General features: G+C 66.0%; 16 protein-coding genes and 1 pseudogene. 9 read left to right on the top strand and 8 right to left on the bottom strand.

What is annotated here, in order from left to right; all coding sequences use genetic code 11:
- Positions 1–218 precede the first annotated feature (218 nt).
- The 5 genes from RhoFasB10_RS24905 to rpsF all read right to left on the bottom strand — a co-directional run bounded on the left by RhoFasB10_RS24905 (position 219) and on the right by rpsF (position 4352).
- On the bottom strand, positions 219–2468 hold the full coding sequence (locus tag RhoFasB10_RS24905; protein ID WP_167679137.1) for a bifunctional SulP family inorganic anion transporter/carbonic anhydrase: 2250 nt from the start codon (positions 2466–2468) through the stop codon (positions 219–221).
- Between the two features lie 240 nt (positions 2469–2708).
- Complete coding sequence (gene rplI / locus RhoFasB10_RS24900; protein WP_068430717.1) at positions 2709–3164, bottom strand: 50S ribosomal protein L9; 456 nt, start codon at positions 3162–3164, stop codon at positions 2709–2711.
- Between the two features lie 17 nt (positions 3165–3181).
- On the bottom strand, positions 3182–3424 hold the full coding sequence (gene rpsR / locus RhoFasB10_RS24895; RefSeq protein WP_019665161.1) for a 30S ribosomal protein S18: 243 nt from the start codon (positions 3422–3424) through the stop codon (positions 3182–3184).
- A gap of 44 nt (positions 3425–3468) precedes the next feature.
- The gene (locus RhoFasB10_RS24890; protein ID WP_114330015.1) at positions 3469–4005 is read right to left on the bottom strand and encodes a single-stranded DNA-binding protein; all 537 of its coding nucleotides are present in this window, start codon (positions 4003–4005) and stop codon (positions 3469–3471) included.
- A gap of 59 nt (positions 4006–4064) precedes the next feature.
- The gene (gene rpsF / locus RhoFasB10_RS24885; protein WP_167679135.1) at positions 4065–4352 is read right to left on the bottom strand and encodes a 30S ribosomal protein S6; all 288 of its coding nucleotides are present in this window, start codon (positions 4350–4352) and stop codon (positions 4065–4067) included.
- Positions 4353–4514: 162 nt separating this feature from the next.
- Between rpsF and RhoFasB10_RS24880 the strand changes: the two genes are divergently transcribed.
- The 3 genes from RhoFasB10_RS24880 (at position 4515) to RhoFasB10_RS24870 (ending at position 7182) form a co-directional block, all read left to right on the top strand.
- Positions 4515–5879 (top strand): glycosyltransferase 87 family protein, encoded by a 1365-nt coding sequence (locus tag RhoFasB10_RS24880; RefSeq protein WP_206031344.1) that lies wholly within the window; start codon positions 4515–4517, stop codon positions 5877–5879.
- Positions 5880–5975: 96 nt separating this feature from the next.
- A complete protein-coding gene (locus RhoFasB10_RS24875) occupies positions 5976–6671 on the top strand; it encodes a response regulator transcription factor (RefSeq protein WP_167679133.1) in 696 nt (231 codons plus the stop codon).
- Between the two features lie 139 nt (positions 6672–6810).
- Positions 6811–7182 (top strand): LuxR C-terminal-related transcriptional regulator, encoded by a 372-nt coding sequence (locus RhoFasB10_RS24870; protein WP_167679131.1) that lies wholly within the window; start codon positions 6811–6813, stop codon positions 7180–7182.
- 5 nt (positions 7183–7187) lie between these two features.
- Here RhoFasB10_RS24870 and RhoFasB10_RS24865 read toward each other — a convergent pair whose 3' ends face one another.
- On the bottom strand, positions 7188–10925 hold the full coding sequence (locus RhoFasB10_RS24865; protein ID WP_167679129.1) for a helix-turn-helix domain-containing protein: 3738 nt from the start codon (positions 10923–10925) through the stop codon (positions 7188–7190).
- A 263-nt stretch (positions 10926–11188) separates the two neighbouring features.
- On the opposite strand from RhoFasB10_RS24865, the pseudogene RhoFasB10_RS24860 reads away from it, so the two are divergent.
- Positions 11189–11413 (top strand): annotated as a pseudogene (locus tag RhoFasB10_RS24860) (LuxR C-terminal-related transcriptional regulator); the annotation flags it as partial.
- 3 nt (positions 11414–11416) lie between these two features.
- Here RhoFasB10_RS24860 and RhoFasB10_RS24855 read toward each other — a convergent pair.
- Positions 11417–12514: a DUF475 domain-containing protein gene (locus tag RhoFasB10_RS24855; RefSeq protein ID WP_068430703.1), complete on the bottom strand. Its 1098-nt coding sequence runs from the start codon at positions 12512–12514 to the stop codon at positions 11417–11419.
- A gap of 108 nt (positions 12515–12622) precedes the next feature.
- Positions 12623–13198: a TerD family protein gene (locus tag RhoFasB10_RS24850; protein WP_068430700.1), complete on the bottom strand. Its 576-nt coding sequence runs from the start codon at positions 13196–13198 to the stop codon at positions 12623–12625.
- 233 nt (positions 13199–13431) lie between these two features.
- On the opposite strand from RhoFasB10_RS24850, the gene RhoFasB10_RS24845 reads away from it, so the two are divergent.
- The 5 genes from RhoFasB10_RS24845 to RhoFasB10_RS24825 all read left to right on the top strand — a co-directional run.
- Positions 13432–14535 carry a hypothetical protein gene (locus RhoFasB10_RS24845; RefSeq protein ID WP_068431020.1) on the top strand — a complete coding sequence of 368 codons (1104 nt, stop codon included), beginning with the start codon at positions 13432–13434 and terminating at the stop codon, positions 14533–14535.
- A 59-nt stretch (positions 14536–14594) separates the two neighbouring features.
- Positions 14595–15752, top strand: coding sequence for an HpcH/HpaI aldolase/citrate lyase family protein (locus RhoFasB10_RS24840; RefSeq protein ID WP_068430697.1), 1158 nt, complete (start codon positions 14595–14597; stop codon positions 15750–15752).
- Positions 15749–18082, top strand: a complete 2334-nt coding sequence (locus RhoFasB10_RS24835) for a phosphoribosyltransferase (RefSeq protein ID WP_167679127.1) — start codon at positions 15749–15751, stop codon at positions 18080–18082. The genes RhoFasB10_RS24840 and RhoFasB10_RS24835 overlap by 4 nt, the downstream gene beginning before the upstream one ends.
- The gene (locus RhoFasB10_RS24830; RefSeq protein WP_174551490.1) at positions 18079–18909 is read left to right on the top strand and encodes an HAD family hydrolase; all 831 of its coding nucleotides are present in this window, start codon (positions 18079–18081) and stop codon (positions 18907–18909) included. The genes RhoFasB10_RS24835 and RhoFasB10_RS24830 overlap by 4 nt, the downstream gene beginning before the upstream one ends.
- Positions 18910–18984: 75 nt before the next feature.
- A partial coding sequence (locus RhoFasB10_RS24825; protein WP_167679125.1) for a hypothetical protein occupies positions 18985–20212 on the top strand: 1228 nt, incomplete at its 3' end.

Genomic DNA, 20212 nt, shown 5'->3' with positions numbered 1-20212 from the left:
CCAGCAGCCGCGCACGTTACAACCCGCGCACACACTGCAACCCGCGCAGACAGCGACCCAGCCCCGCGCACCCCACCCAACCGCGCACCTTCCAGCAGCCGCGCACGTTACAACCCGCGCACACACTGCAACCCGCGCAGACAGCGGCCCAGCAACGGCGAAACCCGCGCCGCGGACGGATCCGAGACGCGGGTTTCGATCAACCCCTCGATCAGCCCCTAGTCCGTGGGCCCGTCGAGGACGGTGATGTCCTTCGTGCCGATCTGAAGAACGCGGGCCGACGGGATGTCGAAGAACAGTCCGGTCACCCGCAACCTGCCCTCGGCCGACGCTTTGCCGACGACGCGGTGCCGCGTCAATGTCTGCAGCTGCACGGCCACGTTGACCATCGCCAGCTGATCGCCCTCGGAGAAGCCGAGTTCCTCGGCCGCACGACCGACGGGGTGGCCGCTCCGATAAGCCTCGAGACTCGCCAGGCCATGTTCCAACCATTCGCCGACGCGCTCGTCGCCGGCCTTCTCAGGACCAGCCATGACGGCCTTCATCGCTCCACAGCCCGAATGTCCACACACGACGACCGAGCTGGTGCCCAGGACGTCGACGCCGTACGCCAGCGCAGCCTCCACGGACGTGTCCTGCCCCTGCGCCGGGATCATGTTGCCCATGTTGCGGACGGTGAAGAGGTCGCCGGGGCCACTGCTCGTGATGGTGTTCGGCATGACCCGTGAATCGACGCAGCACAGGAAGAACGTGTCGGGGTCCTGGAACTCCTCCAGCCCTTCGAGGTGCGGCTTGATCGCCTCGGCATGCGTGCGGTGATATTCGGCCACGCCGGACAGCACCGGCCGTAGAGCAGGCGGATGGTCGTCGGCGACGGTGTCGCTCTTGAGCTGCCATGCCGACCACGGCGCCAGCGAACCGCGGACCGCTCCGAGGCCACGCTTCGGTGGCCCCTCTGTTGCCGCAGCCAACGAGGCCGACCCGTTCTCTTCGATGCAGACGGTTCCGCCCCCGAGCTCGTGCTGACGGATCCATTCCTGCAACTGGTCGTGTACGGCGTGATCCAGGAAGTCGACGGCGAGCTCCATGTGCACCTTGGTGCCCGCGGGAACCGACGACAGCACGTGCGTCAGACGCGGCAACGACAGGAAGCTCAGCGAGCCCTGCATGTGCACTCGCCACGTACCGTCGACGGTCTCGTCGGCATGCACGTTGGCCCAGACGACGCGACGCAGTACGAGGAAGATCGCGAGCGCGAGTCCGATCAGCACGCCTTCGAGCAGATTCAGTACGACGACGCCGACGACAGTGACCGCGTACACGGCGATGTCACCCGTCTTACGCGCAATCTTGATGTCCGCCAACTTGATCAGCTGGACACCGATCATCACCAACAGACCGGCGAGCGCGGCGAACGGCACCAGCTCCACCACCGAGATGAACAGCACCGAGAAGATCAGAATCCACACGCCGTGAAGAACCGCAGAGGCGCGAGACTTGGCTCCTGCCTTGACATTACTGGCGCTGCGGACGATCACGCCGGTGACCGGTAGACCACCCGCGACACCGGAGACCATGTTGGCCGTACCCTGGCCGAGTAGTTCTCGGTCGAAGTTGGTGCGCGGGCCGGTGTGCATCTTGTCGATCGCAACCGCGGACAGCAGGCTCTCGACGCTGGCGATCAACGCGATCGTGAGGACACCCGTCGCGATGCCCGCCCACTGGCCGTCCGGGATGGCCGGCAGTGCCAGTGCCTCGATCAGGTTGCCGGGCAGGTCGATTCGTTCGACGTCGAGATCCATGAACACCGAGATCGCGGTTGCCGTGACGACAGCGACGAGCGCGGCGGGCACCTTCGACGCCCCACCGGGGAGTCGGGGCCAGATCAGCATCAGCGCGACGACGACGCCGCCGACCAAGATGGACGGCCACTGACCGTCGGCGACGGACGTCGGAATGGCGAGCAGGTTGTCCACTGCGGAACTCTCGGACTCCCCGCCGAGAAGGACGTGAATCTGTTGCAGCGCAATGGTGACACCGATTCCGGCGAGCATCGCGTGCACCACCACCGGAGAGATTGCGAGCGCATGTCGTGCGATCCTGCTGAGCCCCAAGAGGATCTGGACTGCGCCGGCCCCGACGGTGATGAGACATGTTACGGCCCAACCGAATTGGTTGACCAGTTCGGCGACCACCACGGTGAGTCCGGCCGCAGGACCGCTGACCTGCAATGCCGAACCACCCAGGGCGCCTGCGAGAATGCCACCGATGACCGCGGCGATGAGCCCGGCCATGATGGGCGCTCCCGATGCGACTGCGATGCCGATCGAAAGCGGTACTGCCACAAGGAAAACGACCAACGACGCTGGAACGTCGTATCTGAGTATTCCCCCGACCCGAGACGTCTGCTCGAGGCCCTTCTTCGATGATTCAGCCCCTGCTGAATCCTTGTCCACTGTCGTTGTCACGGCAGGTCCTCCGGGCGTCTAGACGTCGGTCGGTCATGTGCGTGTCTTGTCGTAGTTGTCCGTTCGTGTGTCGCCCAGTAACCGACAGTACGCAAAACGGACACAGCCCGCCCCCCATGAGACCTGCTTCACAGATGAAATCGTTTGCAGCGCTTCATTCTTGTGACAAGGCACGAAAAAAGCCCCACGAAACAGTGTTTCGTGGGGCTTTTTCCAGCCGTAGTGGGCCGGAAGCCTGAATCAGGCTCCGACGACCTCGAGCTTGAACTTGGCAGCCACATCGGGGTGCAGGTTCACGACGACGTCGTGCTTGCCCGTTGCCTTGATGTGAGCCTTCGGCAGATCGATGCTGCGCTTGTCGACGACGGGGCCGCCCGCTGCCTTGATGGCAGAAGCGACGTCCGACGCGGTGACCGAGCCGAACAGCTTGCCGGAATCGCCTGCGGTCTTGACCGACAGCGACACGGACTCGAGCCCTTCGATGGCCTGCTTCAGCTCGTTGGCGTGCTCGAGGCCGCGAACGGCGCGAGCTTCCTGAGCGCGGCGGATGCCTTCGACCTGCTTCTGAGCGCCACGGGTGGCCGGGATGGCCAGGCCGCGGGGCAGCAGGAAGTTACGGCCGTAGCCGTCCTTGACCTCCACGGTGTCGCCGGGCGCACCGAGGTTGTCCACATCAGCGGTGAGGATCAGCTTCATGAGTGATCGCCCCTTTCTTATCGAGCCGTCGCGGCGTAAGGGAGCAGAGCTACCTCACGCGAGTTCTTCACGGCAACGGCCACGTCACGCTGATGCTGGACGCAGTTGCCGGTGACTCGACGCGCGCGGATCTTGCCGCGGTCGCTGACGTACTTACGCAGCAGCGTCGTGTCCTTGTAATCGATCTGCGTGTTCTTTTCCTTGCAGAAGGAACACGCCTTCTTCTTGAGCACCTTGTCGCGCAATGGCGGTTTCGGCATGGGTCTTTCTCCGTTACGTCTGGTTGTTCTCGATCGCGAAGGATCTAGAACGGAGGCTCGTCGTCCCCACCACGTGACCCACCGAAGGAGCCCGACGCCTGCGGGGCGCTGCCCCACGGGTCGTCTCCACCGGAGTTCGATCCCGAGTTGGAGTTGGAACGGCCGCCGCCCGATCCACCCGAGGAACCACCGAAGCCACCCCCGCCGCCGCCTCCGCGATTGGCCTTGTTGACCTTCGCGGTGGCGTAGCGCAGGGAAGGACCGATCTCGTCGACTTCGAGTTCGACGACAGTCCGCTTCTCGCCTTCACGCGTTTCGTACGAACGCTGCCTGAGCCGGCCGCTCACGATAACTCGCGAGCCACGGGTCAAGCTTTCGGCCACGTTCTCCGCAGCTTCACGCCAGATGTTGCAGCGCATGAAGAGTGCGTCGCCGTCTTTCCATTCGTTGGTCTGACGGTCGAACGTGCGCGGGGTGGACGCAACGGTGAAGTTGGCCACGGCCGCGCCGGCCGGGGTGAAACGAAGTTCGGGATCTGCCGTCAAATTGCCGATGACGGTGATGACGGTCTCGCCTGCCATGGTTCCTCTTTCAGTAGAAAGTCGTTTGTTGATGCCAGCCTAGAGGCGGGCAACGACAATCACTTGCCCTGTCGCAGGACCTTCGTACGCAGAACGGACTCGTTGAGTCCGAGCTGACGGTCGAGTTCGGCGACAGTGGCAGGCTCGGCGTTGAGGTTCACAACGGCGTAGATGCCCTCGGCATGCTTGGCGATCTCGTAGGCCAGACGACGCTTGCCCCAGACGTCGACCTTGTCGACGCTGCCGCCGTCCTTGCGAACGACATTGAGGAACGTATCCAGTGACGGAGCGACCGTGCGCTCGTCCAGACTGGGGTCCAGAATGACCATCAATTCGTAATGACGCATAAGACCTCATCACCTCCTGTGGACTAGTGAAAACGGCCACGGACTATCCGTGGCAGGAGGGTCGTTGCGTCAGCAACCCTTGGAGGGTACACGAGCGCCTCCTGACCTGCGAAATCAGATGACGGTACCGATGCCGGGGCGTCGGCGACATAGTCTTGCTTCATGCGATCAGGGGTGCGCACCTCACCGGCGACGATGATCGCCGTGGTGACGCTGTGTGCGTTCACGTTGATCCTCGGCTATCTGAACAAGGCTCGCTGCGCGGTGGCACCGTTCGACGACGACGGCCGCAGTACCGCGTTCGATGCGATCAAGGACAGTTCGGTCTGCTACTCGGACATCCAGTTCCTGTGGCTGGGCCGGGATATAAACAACCACGTCTTCCCGTACCTCGACGGGGCGATCACGTCGAACGGGGTGCTGACGGGAGGGACCGTCGAATACCCGGTACTCAGTGGCGTGCTGATGTGGCTCGGTGCGATCCCGTCGCACACCGACGCCGAGTTCCTGCTGTGGTCCGCGTTGCTGCTCGCGCCGTTCGGTCTTCTCACCGCGTGGATGCTCGGACGCCTCGCCGGCCGGGCCGCGTTCCTGTGGTCCGCGGGTCCACCGCTCGTCATGTACGCCTTCCACAACTGGGAGCTCCCGGTCGTCGCCGCAGCCGTCGGAGCGGTCTTCGTGATGGCGTCGCGGCTGCCGCTGCGAACCCGTGCGGTGCTCGCGTCGGTGCTGCTCGCGATCGGTTTCTGCCTCAAGCTCTATCCAGGCGCGTTCGTACTGCCGCTCGCCGCGTACGTCGTCTACGAGGGTGGCCGCGGGCGATGGGACTTCCGGGGCGGGCTCGCCGTGCTGGGTGCCGCAGCAGCGACGGTCGTCGCCATCAATCTGCCCTTTGCTCTCGGCGGTTACGAAGGGTGGCGTGCGTCGTTCGTCTTCCAGTCCCTGAGGCAGGCCGACATCACGACGAACTCGATCTGGTACTGGGGTGTGCGGCACTTCTACATCACCGATTCGATGACCGCGGACGACTACGAACACGCGGAAGCGAGCTTTCAGAACACCGTCGACATCCTGTCGCCGCTGCTGGTGTTCGCGGCGTTCGGACTTGCGCTGATACTCGGGCTGCGCCGAGCTCGGCTCGACGGCATGTACCCCTGGATCGCGGTGAGCGGATCCATGCTGTGCGGCTTCCTGCTGTTCCACAAGGTGCACTCACCGCAGTACACGCTGTGGCTCGTGCCGTTCTTCGTCCTGCTGCGGGTGCCGTGGGGCGTCGTCGTCGCCTATCTCGTCGCGGATCTGTCGATGGGAATCGGAGTCTTCAAGTACTTCGCGGCCCTCGCCGCAGGCTCCGATGCCACCACCGAACAGTTCTTCGTCGAGGTCGGCGTCTGGGGACGGGCCTGCCTGCTCGTCGTCCTCTTCTTCCTCTTCGCTCGTGCCCGGCTCAGATTCGACGGCGCCCCGACCACGTCACCGCCGCCCGCTCCGGAGATCGAGTCGACCCCGGCGTCGGCCACCTCCTGAGAATCTCACTGTCGCCCCGTAACGAACTACTCCGTTCCGTCGACTAGTCGGGCGGGCGGATCGATTACTGCCCATCGGGTGAAACAGGGGCAGGACATGACTTTCGGCACGGGGGAATCGACAACGTCGGCGGACGGCGTCGCGGTACGCAGGATCGGTCTCGTCGAAGACCACGAATCCGTAGCGATGGGCCTTCGAGCGATCCTTGCCGACGAATCCGATCTCGACCTGGTGGCCGTCGCCGCCACCGTCGACGAACTTCTCGTCCAGACCCGGGTTTTCGATCTGGTCGTCCTCGATCTTCGTCTCGGCGACGGATCGTCACCACGCGCGAACGTCGAGAAGCTGTACGCCTGCGGGATGCAGGTACTCGTCTACACCAGCGCCGAGAACCCGTTCCTCGTCCGTTCCGCCGCTCGCGCAGGTGTGCTCGGTGTCGTCCGCAAGTCCGAACCAGCCGCGGCGATCGTCTCCGCGATTCGACGCGCAGCCGATGGCGGTCAGGTCGTCACCACCGACTGGGCCGCGGCCATCGACGGTGATCCACAGCTTCCCGACGTCGGACTCAGTCCGCGTCAGCGCGAAGTCCTGGCCCTGTACGCGTCGGGTGAGAAGGCGGGCCGCGTCGCACGGCTCGCGGGGTTGTCGGAACAGACCGTCAACGACTACCTCGTTCGAATCCGCAACAAGTACGCCGAGGCGGGCCGACCGGCTCCGACCAAGACCGATCTGTACAAGCGAGCCGTCGAGGACGGCTGGCTGCCGATGCCGGAAGTGCATCCACACAGCTGACGGCCTGCGGGGGCGGGCAAAGGTTGTCGGTTCAATGCCCCTAGTTTTCAGGGCAGGACAGTCCGGTCGCCAACTGTGAAGATTTAGTTTCAGCTTTGGTTGTGCATTGCCACAACATTTGGAACCCGGGGAGAACTTCATGTCAGCTAGCTTCGAAGCCGCAGTGGTACGTCCGTCGAGCGCGGTCGGACCCGTCGTCGAACTGTCGACGCGGCGCACCATGAGCCTCGTCCCTCCGCCCGTTCAGCTGCCCCCGGCCACACCTGCGACCGGACCATTTCTGCCCAGGCCGATCCTGACGGACCGCGAAGTCCAGGTTCTGACGGGCTGGATCCGCTGCGACTCGAAAACCGCCGTCGCCAAGTCGTTGTTCCTGTCCCTCGGAACCATCAACACGCACCTGACGCGTATCCGCGCCAAGTACGCAGCCGTCGGCCGTCCCGCGTCCACGAAGGCCGCCCTCGTCGCGCGCGCTCTGCAGGACGGCCTCATAGACATCGCGGATCTGTAAGGCTCTCAACACAATTCGCGGTACGGCGAGCCGGGCAGGTATTGCTCCCACTCGTCGGGCGTCACCGACAAGCCGCCGCCATCGCAGATGCGGGAGGCGACCTCGTCGGGATCGGCTCTCCACACACGTAGATCACGCGCCGGTCCGCCGGCGACGACAGCGTTGCCGTCGGCCGTGAAGACGGCGTCGTTCACTCGGTCCCCGTAGGCGGTCAGCGTCGCGTAGCCCTCCGGATTCCACGGATCCTTCACGTCCCAGATCCACATCGACCGACCGCCCACGCCGGCAGCGAGGCGCGTACCGCTCGGGTCGAAGGAGAGGGAGTAGACGGCGTCGCGAGGACCACGGATCCGCGCGACGTGCCGGGGAGCCGACGAATCTTCGACGTTCCACAACCGGACCGTCCGATCAGCGCTGCCCGCAGCCAGAATTCGCCCGTCCGGGTCGAAGGCGACCGTCGTCGCATCGTCGTCGAATCCCTCCAGAGTCGCCGTGCGCTTCGGCGTGCTTGGCACGGTGACATCCCACAGTTCGACGACGTCGGCCAGAGTAGGGACGGCGAGCACGCGGCCGTCGGGGCTGAATGCCATGACCTGCGGGTTGTTGCCTGCGTCGAACGTCGCCAGCTGCACCGGGCGGTCCGGGGTGCTCACGTCCCACAGCGAGATGTCCGACGAGTTCTGCGGCGACACCGCGAGCAGATCTCCGGTCCTCGTGAACGCGAGGGCTCCGACGAGCGTCTTCACTGCTGGGTGCGGCCTACCGAGCGGGATCGGGTCGCGGGGATCCTCGACGTTCCACAGCTGGAATGCTCCGGATGCCGTACCGCCCGCAACCGTCGTTCCATCCCACGAGATGGCGGCGGCACCTGTCAGCGGGTCGGCGGGATCCATCGCCACCAGGTTCCGATCGGCGGCAACAGGACGGTCGGGATCGGTGACATTCCACAACCGCAGTCCGTTTCCACGTGCGCCGACGCCTGCGACGATGCGGGTCCCGCTGCCGTCGATCGGGTTGACGAAGACGGTGTCGGTCTGGCCACTCATCACCGGCCCCGGCACAGGCCACAGACGGGTGATCCCGTCCTGCCCGGCGGTGATCAGATGGTGTCGGTCCGGGCTGTAGGCGACCGACAGGAGCAGGCTCGGACCAGGCAGAATCTCGCGCGGATCGTCGGTGACGGCATCCCATGTCCGTGTCGAGTTGTCCGAGCTGACCGCGGCTACCTCCGAGCCGTCGGGACTGAATGCGACGTCGTTGACGTAGCTGGTGAACCCGGTCAGCGGGGTCCTGCTCGTGAGGCCACCACGCTCGTCGACGGCCCACCGCGCCACCTCCCGTCCTGTCGTCCCGGCTGCGAGTGTGCGGCCGTCCGGTGCGAACGTGAGCGACAGGTAGTCGTTCGTCGAACCGTCGGAGGGCACGTCGACGACGGGTACTCGCAGGTCCGCTGTGTTCCAGACCCGCAGCGACCGTCCGACGCCCGCGGTGACGAGCAGCGCGCCGCTGGGCGAGAACGCGGCGGCGTTGACGGGGCCCGACGTCCCGGGATTCGCGACGAGAGCAGGTGCGCGACGGTCCGACACATCCCACAACGACACGTCGCCCTGCGCGGACACCATGACCAGCGCACGACCGTCCGCGTCGAACGCCAGCACCTTCGACCGGGCATCGTCCACGGCAGCCAGCTCGACGGGCGCATCCGGATCCGAGACGTCCCACAGACTCGTGCCCGACGCGCCTCCGACGGCCACGATCGGCTCCGGGGGCGCGAAGGCAAGCGCCGTCGCCGACCCCGGTCCTGACAGCGTGATGGTCCCGCGGGGTTGCGCGGTCGACCCGTCGACCGACCACAGACGCACGACGCCGTCCGCGCCCGCCGTTGCCAGCACGGTTCCGGTCGAATCGATCCGCGCTCGCGATTGCCCGGGAACGCCGGGGAGCCGCACCGGCGCGTGAATCGCCGACGCGTCGAGCAGCGCCGAGCGCGCAGCCTGGGTCGGGTTCGTCTCGTACGCCGCGAGCGCAAGGTGTACCGACAGGCCCGGATCGAGCTCGCGGAGTCGCTCTGCGGTCCCGGCGACCTGTCCGGCCAGCGCAGACTCCGCGTCGGCACGTCGTTGGTCCGCGTCTGCTCGTGCGGAGAAGGCGACGCCGGCGGAACCGACTGCGACGACGGTGACGACGGCGAGGGCAGCAGCCAGTCCCTCCAACACCCGCCGCCGACGACGACGCTGCGACCGGAAATGATCGACCCGGTCGCGGCTCGCGGCGAGGAAGTCACGTTCGACGGCATTCAGGTCGTCGCGGTGGTCACCGTCTGCCAGCGAGTCCTCGACGGCGTCGAGTCGGCTGCGGGACAGAACCGACCCGGTGTCGCGTCCGGTCTCGTCCCACAACACCGCGGCGTCGGTGAGCCTCCTGTGCGTCAGCAACCATTGCCGATCGTCCGCGATCCACAGCCGCATCCGGTCCCAGGCCGTAAGCAGCACTTCGTGGGTGACCGACACGGCTTCTTCCTCGACCGTCAGCAGACGACTCGCAGTGAACGCCTCCAACACCGTCTCGACATCGGCGTCGACGCCGTCGCCGTGGAACAGCTCGGCACGAGCCACGCGTCGACGCGTCAGTACCTCGCCGTCGATGTTGACCAACCGCACGAAGATGCGTCGTGCCTGTGCTTGCTGGGCGGGTGTCAACGACGCGAAGACCGTCTCGGCGCTCTGCTGCACGGCACCGGCGAGTCCTCCGGTGGCGTGATAGTCGTCGACCGTCAGCCTGTTCCCCTTGGCCAACTGCCACGTCGAAAGAAGGGCGTGCGACAGCATCGGCAGCGCACCCTGGTCGTGTGCGAACGTCGAGCCACGAGGCTCGAACTCCTTGGTCAGCGCACGCAGAAGTGCGTCGTCGACGGTCATGCCGGCCTTGCGCGCCGGCTCGACGATGACGTCGGCCACCTCCTTCTGACCGAGTCGCCCGACGACGACAGGACTGTCACCGAGTCCTCGGACGAAGACGTCTTCACCGATGGCGTTCTGATAGAAGTCCGCGCGCAGACCGAACACGACCACGGCATTCGAGCCGTCGAGCACCCGTCGGACAGCGCCACGGAACGCGGCTCTCTCCTCGTCCGTCGCGAGAGTCCACAGCTCCTCGATCTGGTCGAATACGAGGACCGCAGTGTGCGTCTCGGTGTCGACGAAGTCCCGCGCTCCTGCGAAACCGGAACGAACCGTGACACCTTCTCGGGCGCCCGCCAGGCCCGCACGCAGCAACGAGGATTTGCCGGAGCCCGACGCCCCCAGCACGACGACGACGCCTCCGCCTGCCTCGGCGAGCGCGTCGACCCGCGCCACGAGGGTGTCGGAGACGTCGTCGCGGCCGAAGAACCATTCACGATCCTGCTCGCCGAACGCTTCGAGACCCTTGTACGGCGCCTGCCCCTTGCGCGAGTGCTTCCGCCCCGGGGACGAGCGGACCCGCCCGACGGCATCCCACCACCGTTGTCGCTCGGCTCTGCTGTCCACTCCGCATGCGGCAAGTACCCGGTCGAACATCTCCGAGCTGGCCTTCACCGGCACATGATGCCCGGAGAACCATCCGCTGACGGTGCCGTGCAGGCCGCCCGAGCGCTCGACCAGTTCGCGATACGTGACACCGGACTGCTCGCGCAGAGCGCGAAGTCCGGCTGCCAGCTCGGCCCTGGTGACTATCGCCGAGGGATCGGGGCGGTCGGTATTCATGCGCGAACTATAGGGCAATACCGGCTCTTCGCCAGGTCAACGCCCAACCGGATGTATTGACCCTGTACGGACTCGAGCGACGAAGTGGCACACCGAGCGGCTGTCCGTGCAAAATCAGACCAGGCGGTCGGACGCCGGCGCCCGGGAACACCCGGCGTCGAACCCACTCGAAGGAGGTCGAACACGTAATGACCCCACCACGTCCGCCGAACCCACCCTCCGATGACGATTCGCCCCTGGACCGGGACGGTCACCTGTATCGCAAGCCCCCGCTGAGCGCACGCGAGGTCGAAGTCATGATCGCGTGGTTCGCGTCGGACTCGAAGCCCGAAGCGGCCAAATCGGTGCACATCTCCGTAGGCACCATCAACACGCACCTGACGCGCATTCGCCAGAAGTATCTGTCGGTCGGGCGTCCCGCACCGACGAAGGCCGCCCTGTTCGCGCGTGCGCTACAGGACGGCCTGACCAAGCTCGACGATTGGTGACGTCTAGACGTGCGTGTGCGTGTCCACGCCCTCCGATTCCAGCTTGCGGTTGCGCATGATGCTGCTGACGAAGGCCGCACCGATGAAGAAGACGCCGACGAGACCGGTGATGATCTCGTTGATGTGCACGCCGATCGAGACCAGCAAGATGACGGCCAGCGCACCGATGGCCCAGTGTGCGCCGTGCTCGAGGTAGACGTAGTCGGACAACGTGCCCTTGCGGACGAGGTAGACCGTGATGGAACGGACGAACATCGCACCGATGAAGCCGAGGCCGAGCGCGATGATGATCGGGTCCGCGGTGATGGCGAACGCGCCGATGACGCCGTCGAACGAGAACGACGCGTCCAGCACCTCGAGGTAGAGGAACAGGAAGAAGCCCGCCTTGCCGGTGGCCTTGGCGAGGTTCGACGGCCCGCCCGAGGACTCTTCGCCCTCTTCGTCCACGTGGAACAGTTCACCGAGACCGTTGACGGCGATGTAGGTGATCATGCCGAGCACACCCGACACCATGACGGTGGAGATCTTGTCGTCCTCGGCGAGGAACTCGGCGCTGAGCACCAGCAACAGACCTGCGACGACGACGGACAGCTGGTCCAGACGGCCGATGCGCGCGAGCGGCTTCTCGAGCCAGCTCAGCCACGTGATGTCGCGGTCCTCGAAGATGAAGTTCAGGAACAGCATCAGCAGGAACATGCCGCCGAACGCCGCGATCTGCGGGTGCGCGTCGGTCAGCAGCGTCTCGTAACTCGGTGAGCCGTCCGGGAAGTACGCGGCGTCGTCGGCCGGCGGGTTGAGCGCCAGGTCGAGAGCCTCGACCGGCCCTTTGCCCGACGCCGCCCAGACGATGACGAGCGGGAACAACAGGCGCATGCCGAACACGGCGATCACGATGCCGATGGTCAGGAAGATCTTCTGCCAGAACTCGCTCATGCGTCGCAGCACGGTCGCGTTGATGACGGCGTTGTCGAACGACAGAGACACTTCGAGGACGCCCAGAATCGCGACGAGGAAGAGCGCCTGCCAGCCACCGTAGAGGAAGGCCACGACCATCGAGACGAGGGTGACTCCGATGGACCAACCGAATATTCGCAGAACCACTGTCGGTGGCCTTTCTCTTGCCATCGTGAAGAACGTCAGGAAACGGGAAAACCCCCGCCCATCATGGAGGATGGAACGGGGGTATCCCCAATCTTGAGAACGCCTTTACTAGACGTTTACTCCGAAGTCGCGGGCGATTCCGGCGAGTCCGGAGGCGTAGCCCTGACCGACCGCGCGGAACTTCCATTCGGCACCGTTGCGGTACAGCTCGCCGAAGACCATGGCCGTCTCGGTCGAGGCGTCCTCGCTGAGGTCGTAGCGAGCGAGCTCCGAGTTGTCGGCCTGGTTGATGACGCGGATGAACGCGTTGCGCACCTGACCGAACGACTGCGAGCGGGCATCGGCGTCGTAGATGGAGACGGGGAACGTGATGGAATCGACGTTCGGCGGAACAGCAGCCAGATCGACCTTGATCTGCTCGTCGTCGCCCTCGCCCTCGCCGGTGGTGTTGTCACCGGTGTGCTCGATGGACCCGTCGGGAGACTTGAGGTTGTTGAAGAACACGAAGTGCTGGTCGCTCAACGCCTTCTTCTCGGTGCTCAGCGCGATGGCGCTGGCGTCCAGGTCGAAGTCCGTTCCGGTCGTCGTACGAATGTCCCAGCCGAGACCGACCGTGACCGCGGTCAGGTTGGGAGCTGCCTTGGTGAGTGAGACATTGCCGCCCTTGCTGAGGCTGACGCCCATGGAGAAGTCCTTTCGATGTGGATTCCGCTACGGCATTCACCGTAGTGGTCGTGTGTCCGATTCGTGCGAGTTCATCCGGTTGTACTCAGCCAACGCGCGCACCGCACGCCGAAGTTCCCGTCAGTAGTATCGGGCTCGTGACAAGTCGCTGGCCTGGGGCCTTTCGCCGCGGAGGGGGAGCCGAATCCGCCGCGCGCGCGTCGCAGGACACCGCCGTCGCCGCGTTCCTCGACATGGACAAGCGACAGTCGATCGCGTCGACCGGCGTCGACGCCATCAAAGCACTGACGCCCGATCGTGACGTCTCGTCCGCGTGGGCGGGCGCGCAGAAGAAGTGTTTCGACGCCGGCGCGGCGTATCTCGCCGCGATGGACCAGTTCGACGGCGTCGCCACACCAGCGGCGCAGGCTGCGTTCGACAACGCGACGCGCGCACTCGGTGAGGCGAGCCGAGCAGTCGATGCGTTCTACGAGGCGCACCGCACCGACCTCGAGCAGGCTCGGGCGATGCTCGCCGCCACGCCGCGCCTGGCGCAGGACGCGAAAGCCCTCGCACAGAAGGCCCAGATGGCCGTCGCCGATGCCGACGAGAAATTCATCGGCTATCCGTCGATCCGCGCGGCGTGGTCGTCGGTCGACGCCGCCGTCGCAGCTCTCGATGCAGCGATGGCGTCGCAGAACGCCCTCGGTGCACGCGCCGCTGCAAGCGACCTCCGTGATGCCTCGAGTGCGCTGGAGGCGGCGATCGACGCGGCCCCGGCACGTGAGCGCGAGGCACGCTCGGCCCTCGCTTCGGTGCGCACGCGCCTCGAAGCCGTCCGGACACGCTCCGAACGCCTGGCACCTGCCTTCTCGACGCTGCTGCGTGAGTTCAACGTCGCCAGCTCGGCGGATCTGTCCGGCAACGAGAAGGCCAGCGATCGCCACATCGAGCAAGCTGCCGAGGACATGTCGGCGGCCCGTGCAGCGGCGGATTCCGGAAATCCCGAGCAAGCATTGGACTACATCACGCAGGCGCGAGCACACCTGAGCGACGCGGAGGAGCTCGTCGACGCGGTGACCGACCGCGTCGACCTGCTTCGTGCAGTGAAAGCCAACCCGCGAGAGAAAGAACAAGCGGTGCGTTTCAAGTTACGAGACGCCCAACAATTGGCGCTCAACCGCGGACTGGTTGCCGAGTGGGGATCGGTATTGGATGCTCAGCTGGCTCGGATCGAGCGAGCAAGCACCGCGTTGACCGGAACCCACCCGGACTACTGGTCGTATCTGCAGGATCTGGACAGTATTTCCGGATTCATCGCCGGGGTGATCGACCGCATGCGAGCCTCCGCCCGATGACACCCGGCTCGGCAACACCTGCCGCGGCAGGACCCGATCGACAACTTCTAAGGAATCCGGTGCAACACTTTCGACACCTCGACGCGGCCACCCAGGCCGCGCTGTTCTTCCGGTCGCCGTCGCCTGTCGACCCGAACGGCGACTTGGCCAGTGTCGCAACGGCTCTCGGAGCCACGTTGTACATGCCTGCGACACGGCAGGACCTGACGGCCACGCTCGTCAAACGCAGCACGGAAGGCGTCTGCTCGTTGGTGATCGACCTCGAGGACGCCGTCGCCGACGACAATCTCGAAGAGGCCATCGGCAACACCGTCGCGACGCTCGACGAGCTCCACCTCTCCGACGATCTGGGCTCGCTGGTATTCGTCAGGGCTCGTACACCGGAACAGATCCGACGCATCAGCAAAGAGGTCGCACACGGCGCCCGCGCGCTGTCCGGCTTCGTGGTCCCGAAGTTCACGGCCGCACGCGGCGCGTCGTTCCTCGACGAGATCGCCGCAGCCTCCGACGTACACGGCAAGCGGTTGTTCGCCATGCCCGTTCTTGAGTCCAGGGAGGTGCTCTTCCGCGAGACACGGGACGCGGAACTGATGGCGATTCGCGAACTCCTCGTCGCGCACCGGGACCGCATCCTCGCCGTACGTATCGGTGCCACCGACATGTGCGGCACCTTCGGCATCCGACGCGACCGCGACCTGACGATCTACGACGTCCGTGTGGTCGCCGACGCGATCAGCGCCATCGTCAATCACCTCGGCCGTTCGGGGGATTCGGGATTCGTCATCACCGGCCCGGTCTGGGAGTACTTCGCCGACCACGAACGCATGTTCCGCCCGATGCTGCGGCAGACGCCGTTCGTCGAACACGAAGCGGTACGGTTCCGTCAGCAACTCGTCAGCAGCGACCTCGACGGGCTGCTGCGTGAGGTCGCACTCGATCGAGCCAACGGAATCCAGGGCAAGACCGTCATACATCCGTCGCATGTTCCTGCCGTGCACGCACTGTCGGCCGTCACGCACGAGGAGTATCACGACGCGCTCGACATTCTCGAGTCGAACTCGGGCGGGGTACGCCCGTCCGGATACCGCAACAAGATGAACGAGCTCGGCCCACACCGCAATTGGGCCCGACAGACCATGCTGCGCGCGAATGCGTTCGGCGTCACCAACGAAGGGATCACGTTCGTGGATCTGCTCACGGCATTGGCGGGCCGATGACGACGCCCAACCCGGCATCGGGTGTCGTCGTCACCGGCACCGGGTCGTCGTCCGACTGGACGGTGGAGCAACTCGTCCAGCCCGGGTTGCGTCGAAACCCCAGGCGCGCACATCTTCTCGTGTCGGAGGTGCTCGGCAAGCACATCCCGGTGGATCCCGAGGTCGTCACCGCGGCCGCCGATCGCCTCGGCACTCTCGTACTCGACGCCGTCGGCGGATCCGACGTCGTCGTACTCGGATTCGCCGAGACGGCAACCGGTCTCGGCCACGGCGTCGCAGCTCGGCTGAACGCCCACTGCTACCTGCACTCGACGCGTCGAGACGTGCCCGGCATCGAGGTGTACGGGGAGTTCCAGGAGGGGCACTCGCACGCGACGGACCACCGCCTGCTGCCGACGTCCGCGGACGTTCTGGACGTGCCGCTGCCGCTGGTTCTCGTCGACGACGAGATCTCGACCGGCAAGACCGCGCTGGAAGCGATCCGCTCGGTGCACGCGACGACGCCGCGGCAGCACTACGTGATCGCGTCGCTCGTCGACATGCGTGCGCCCGAGCACCGTGCCCAGTCCGATTCCGTCGCAGCCGAACTCGGTGTCGTCATCGACAGCGTCAGCCTGGCTCAGGGCAGCGTCGACCTCGGTGACACACTCGTCGACGACGTCGCCGCGCTGCCCGAGCCGCAGTTCAATCCCGTCGCGGACAAGGCCGGAACCGTCATGCGCGTCGACGCGGAGTGGCCCGACGCGGTTCCCGACGGCGGCCGCCACGGCTTCCTGTCCTTCGACACGCCTGCGTTCGAGGCGGCGATCGCCCGCGTCGCCGCACAGGTCGACGCGGCACTACCACCGGGCGCGCCGATCGTCGTGCTCGGACACGAGGAATTGATGTACCTGCCGCTTCGGTTGGCGTCGATTCTGCGGGCGGGCGGACATCCCGCGCTGTTCCAGACCACCACGCGCTCACCGGCATACGTGCTCGATCGACCCGACTACCCGCTGCGACGCGGCTTCCAGTTCATCGCCCCCGAGCACGGGGAATCCGAGGCGCGCTACGTCTACAACGCGTCGGGACCCGAGGACGCGATTCTGGTCCTGGTCGTGGACGATCCCGCGGACACGGAACGCCTGTTCGGCGAAGGTGGAGCTGCACGGACTCTCGCGGCGTCGGGATCCGACGTTCTGGTCGTGGTGGTCTCGGGGGCCGATCCGTTGGCGCTCACCGCATCACGCCGCGCGGTTCCGTTGACCGGGCCGGCGTTCGGATCGTACGCACCACATGAGGTCACCTGGCTGCTGAAGGATCTCTCGCACGTCGAACTCGAAGCAGGAATCACCGAGCGCGAGAGGAACATTCAAGCGGGTACCGCGCACTACGCCGAGTCGCTCCCCATCGAGTACCAACCCGATGTCGCCTACCGCGAGCTGTTCGAGAAAGTGCTGCAGGAGAGCGCTTCTCGCTTGGCGATCGCCGTCGGAACGGTGACCGAGATCGTGCTGGCCGAGCGCGGCCACGATGTCGTGCTCGCGTCCCTGGCACGGGCGGGAACACCTGTCGGCATTCTGATGCGGCGCTGGGCACACCAGGTGCACGGACTCGAGTTGCCGCACTACGCGGTGTCGATCGTCCGCGACCGCGGAATCGACTCCGTTGCGCTGCGTTACCTCGCCGACAACCACGACCCGGGCAAGGTCGTCTTCGTGGACGGATGGACCGGTAAGGGGGCGATCGCTCGTGAGCTGACCGCGGCGCTCGACGCGTTCGACGGTCCGCGGTTCGATCCCGACCTCGCGGTCCTCGCCGATCCGGGCCAGTGCGCGCGCACCTACGGCACGCGTGACGACTTCCTGATCGCGTCGGCATGCCTCAATTCGACGGTGTCCGGACTGGTTTCACGCACCGTCCTCAACCGCGATCTGATTCGCGACGGCGAGTTCCACGGGGCGAAGTACTACGCGGACCTCGCCCCCGACGACGTGTCCAACCACCTGCTCGATACCGTCGCCGCGCAGTTCGACGCCGTACGCGACGATGTCACCGCCTCCGTCGCCGCGGTGACCGCGTCCGATCGCACGCCGACGTGGTCGGGCTGGGCATCGGTGGAGAAGGTGCGCGACGAGTTCGGAATCTCGCACGTCAACTTCGTCAAGCCGGGAGTCGGGGAGACGACGCGGGTACTTCTCCGACGCGTTCCCTGGCGAATTCTGGTGCGTGACATCGACGCTCCGGAGCACGAGCACATCAGGATGCTCGCCGCTGCCCGCGGAGTACCCGTCGTCGAGGTGCCGGATCTCGCGTACTCGTGCATGGGATTGATCAAGGACGTCACGTGAGCGTTCTGATCTCGGTCGACCTGGACCGCACGATGATCTATTCTGCTGCGGCACTGGGGTTCCCCGTCGACGATTCCGTACGCTGTGTCGAGATGTACGACGGCGCTCCGCTGTCCTACATGACACACGTGGCCGCCGAGTCCCTGGAGACGCTGACGCGCAGGGCCGTCGTGGTGCCGACGACGACGCGCACCATCGAGCAATTCCAGCGGATCGCGCTACCGGGTGCGCCGTGGCGATACGCCATCACCAGCAACGGCGGCAACATTCTCGTCGACGGCGTAGCGGATCAGGCGTGGCGCCAGAGCTTTTCGACGGTCGACCTGGACGGTGTGCGCGGCGAACTGGAACGCCGCGCCGTCGGCGACTGGGTATTGAAGCGTCGCACTGCCGACGACCTGTTCTGCTACCTCGTCGTCGACACGGCATCGATGCCCGCGGACTTCCTCGCCGACTGGTCGACGTGGTGTGCCGAACGCGGATGGAACGTCTCGCAGCAGGGCCGCAAGGTGTACACGATGCCCGACGTCGTCTGCAAGAGCCGAGCCGTCGCAGAGGTGCTCTCCCGCTGCATCGACGACGGAACCCTCGACGCCGACGCCGTCACACTCGCGGCAGGCGACGGCGCCCTCGACGCCGAGATGCTCATCGCCGCCGATCGGGCGATCCGGCCGAAGCACGGCGAACTCGAACTCCTCGGCTTCCGGCACGAGCGGCTCGAGGTCACGGACGCGGCGGGCGGCAAGGCGAGCGAGCAGATACTCGCGTGGATGCACGCTCTGGTCGAACAGGACGGAACCGTCGGCGTCGGAGGTGCGTCCAAGTAGTCGAGGTCGGTTCGTAGCTGGGGGGATACGGATGAACACGCAGGTAGACGGTTCGGGCATGCCGTGGGGGTCTCTGTGAGTCCGGAACCGGAGTTCGTTCTCTCCGATCTCCCCAGCGTGATGGAGAAGCTGGACGTCGCTCTTCCGTCCGTTCTGCAGGGCGGATCTCCCCTGCCGTTGGGGCTCGCGCTGGGACTCGACGGCGTGGTTTCCGACATCTCGAGGCGCGCCGGGTACGCCGTTCGGTACGACGGACCCGGCGGTGCGGCCGACGACGTGTTCGACGCGATGAGCCACGCCGAGATCTACGGCAAGGTTTCCGAGTTCACCCCGGACACGTTGCAGAACATGGCGAACAACTGGCGCACGATCGGGGGAAACGCGTCCAAGGACGCGGGGCAGTTCGCGTCGGATATCGGCAACGTCATCGGGCAGGACTGGCAGGGTGCCGCTGCCGAGGCGGCCGGAGCGGGCGTGCAGCGCTACGCGGTGTCGGCCGTCGAGCTGATGATCGCGTCGCACACGTTCTCGGGCACGATCGCCGCCGCGCACGACGCCCTCTCCGACACCAAGAGCAGCGTGCCTGCGCCGCAACCGATCTCGAAGACCGACCGTGTCCTCGACGTGTTCGCGTCGGTCGGCAACCTCGTCGTCCCCGGTTCGATGAAGAATTCACAGTTCGAGCGCGACGAAGCCGAGGAACAGGCTCGTACGATCATGAAGACGCTGTACCAACCGGCCATTCGCGATGCGAGCGACCGTATCCCGGTTCTCCCTCGGGCGCTCGATCCGTCGAACGGCGGTGAGGCGAGCGGCTCGGGTTCAGGGCACTACGTTCCGTACGGCGGGTCCTCGGGATCGACCTGGTCCGGAGGAGGGACGTCGTCGTCGGGCGGCTCACTTTCCGGCCCGCAGGCGGAACCCGGCGGTCAGTCTGGATCGACCGCGACGACGTCGCCGTCGACACCCCAGGAGACCGCGACGCAGGCAGCAGGCTGGACTCCGACGTCCGGTGATTCCGCATTCGGTGCTGCGCCGACCACCTCTGCAGCCGGCAACGGGACGGGCGGCGGTTCCACGCCCGGCGGTAGTTCCACGTCCGGTGGCGGATCGATGCTCGGCGCACCGGTCGGTGGCCAGGGCGGTGCCGCCGGACCCGGTGCCTCGCGATCCAACGGACGCCTCGGTGGCGGTTCGGGCGCCGGGGGAATGGGTGGAACCGGCGGCTTCGGAACAACTCCGCGTGGTGGCTCGTCACTCGGTGGGTCGACACTCGGCGGCACGCCGTCGGGCGGCCCGGGCG

This window comes from Rhodococcus sp. B10 (genome assembly GCF_011770055.1).
Taxonomy (GTDB): Bacteria; Actinomycetota; Actinomycetes; order Mycobacteriales; family Mycobacteriaceae; genus Rhodococcoides; species Rhodococcoides kyotonensis_B.
This window is presented reverse-complemented; position numbering and strand designations above follow the sequence as displayed.

What these genes read in the sequence shown, in the direction of transcription:
- RhoFasB10_RS24880 (WP_206031344.1), top strand. Translation starts at nt 4,515, where the DNA reads ATGCGATCAGGGGTGCGCACCTCACCGGCGACGATGATCGCCGTGGTG.
- rpsR (WP_019665161.1), bottom strand. Translation starts at nt 3,424, where the DNA reads ATGCCGAAACCGCCATTGCGCGACAAGGTGCTCAAGAAGAAGGCGTGT.
- RhoFasB10_RS24850 (WP_068430700.1), bottom strand. Translation starts at nt 13,198, where the DNA reads ATGGGCGTCAGCCTCAGCAAGGGCGGCAATGTCTCACTCACCAAGGCA.
- RhoFasB10_RS24835 (WP_167679127.1), top strand. Translation starts at nt 15,749, where the DNA reads ATGACGACGCCCAACCCGGCATCGGGTGTCGTCGTCACCGGCACCGGG.
- RhoFasB10_RS24865 (WP_167679129.1), bottom strand. Translation starts at nt 10,925, where the DNA reads ATGAATACCGACCGCCCCGATCCCTCGGCGATAGTCACCAGGGCCGAG.
- RhoFasB10_RS24875 (WP_167679133.1), top strand. Translation starts at nt 5,976, where the DNA reads ATGACTTTCGGCACGGGGGAATCGACAACGTCGGCGGACGGCGTCGCG.
- rpsF (WP_167679135.1), bottom strand. Translation starts at nt 4,352, where the DNA reads ATGCGTCATTACGAATTGATGGTCATTCTGGACCCCAGTCTGGACGAG.
- RhoFasB10_RS24890 (WP_114330015.1), bottom strand. Translation starts at nt 4,005, where the DNA reads ATGGCAGGCGAGACCGTCATCACCGTCATCGGCAATTTGACGGCAGAT.
- rplI (WP_068430717.1), bottom strand. Translation starts at nt 3,164, where the DNA reads ATGAAGCTGATCCTCACCGCTGATGTGGACAACCTCGGTGCGCCCGGC.
- RhoFasB10_RS24870 (WP_167679131.1), top strand. Translation starts at nt 6,811, where the DNA reads ATGTCAGCTAGCTTCGAAGCCGCAGTGGTACGTCCGTCGAGCGCGGTC.
- RhoFasB10_RS24845 (WP_068431020.1), top strand. Translation starts at nt 13,432, where the DNA reads ATGGACAAGCGACAGTCGATCGCGTCGACCGGCGTCGACGCCATCAAA.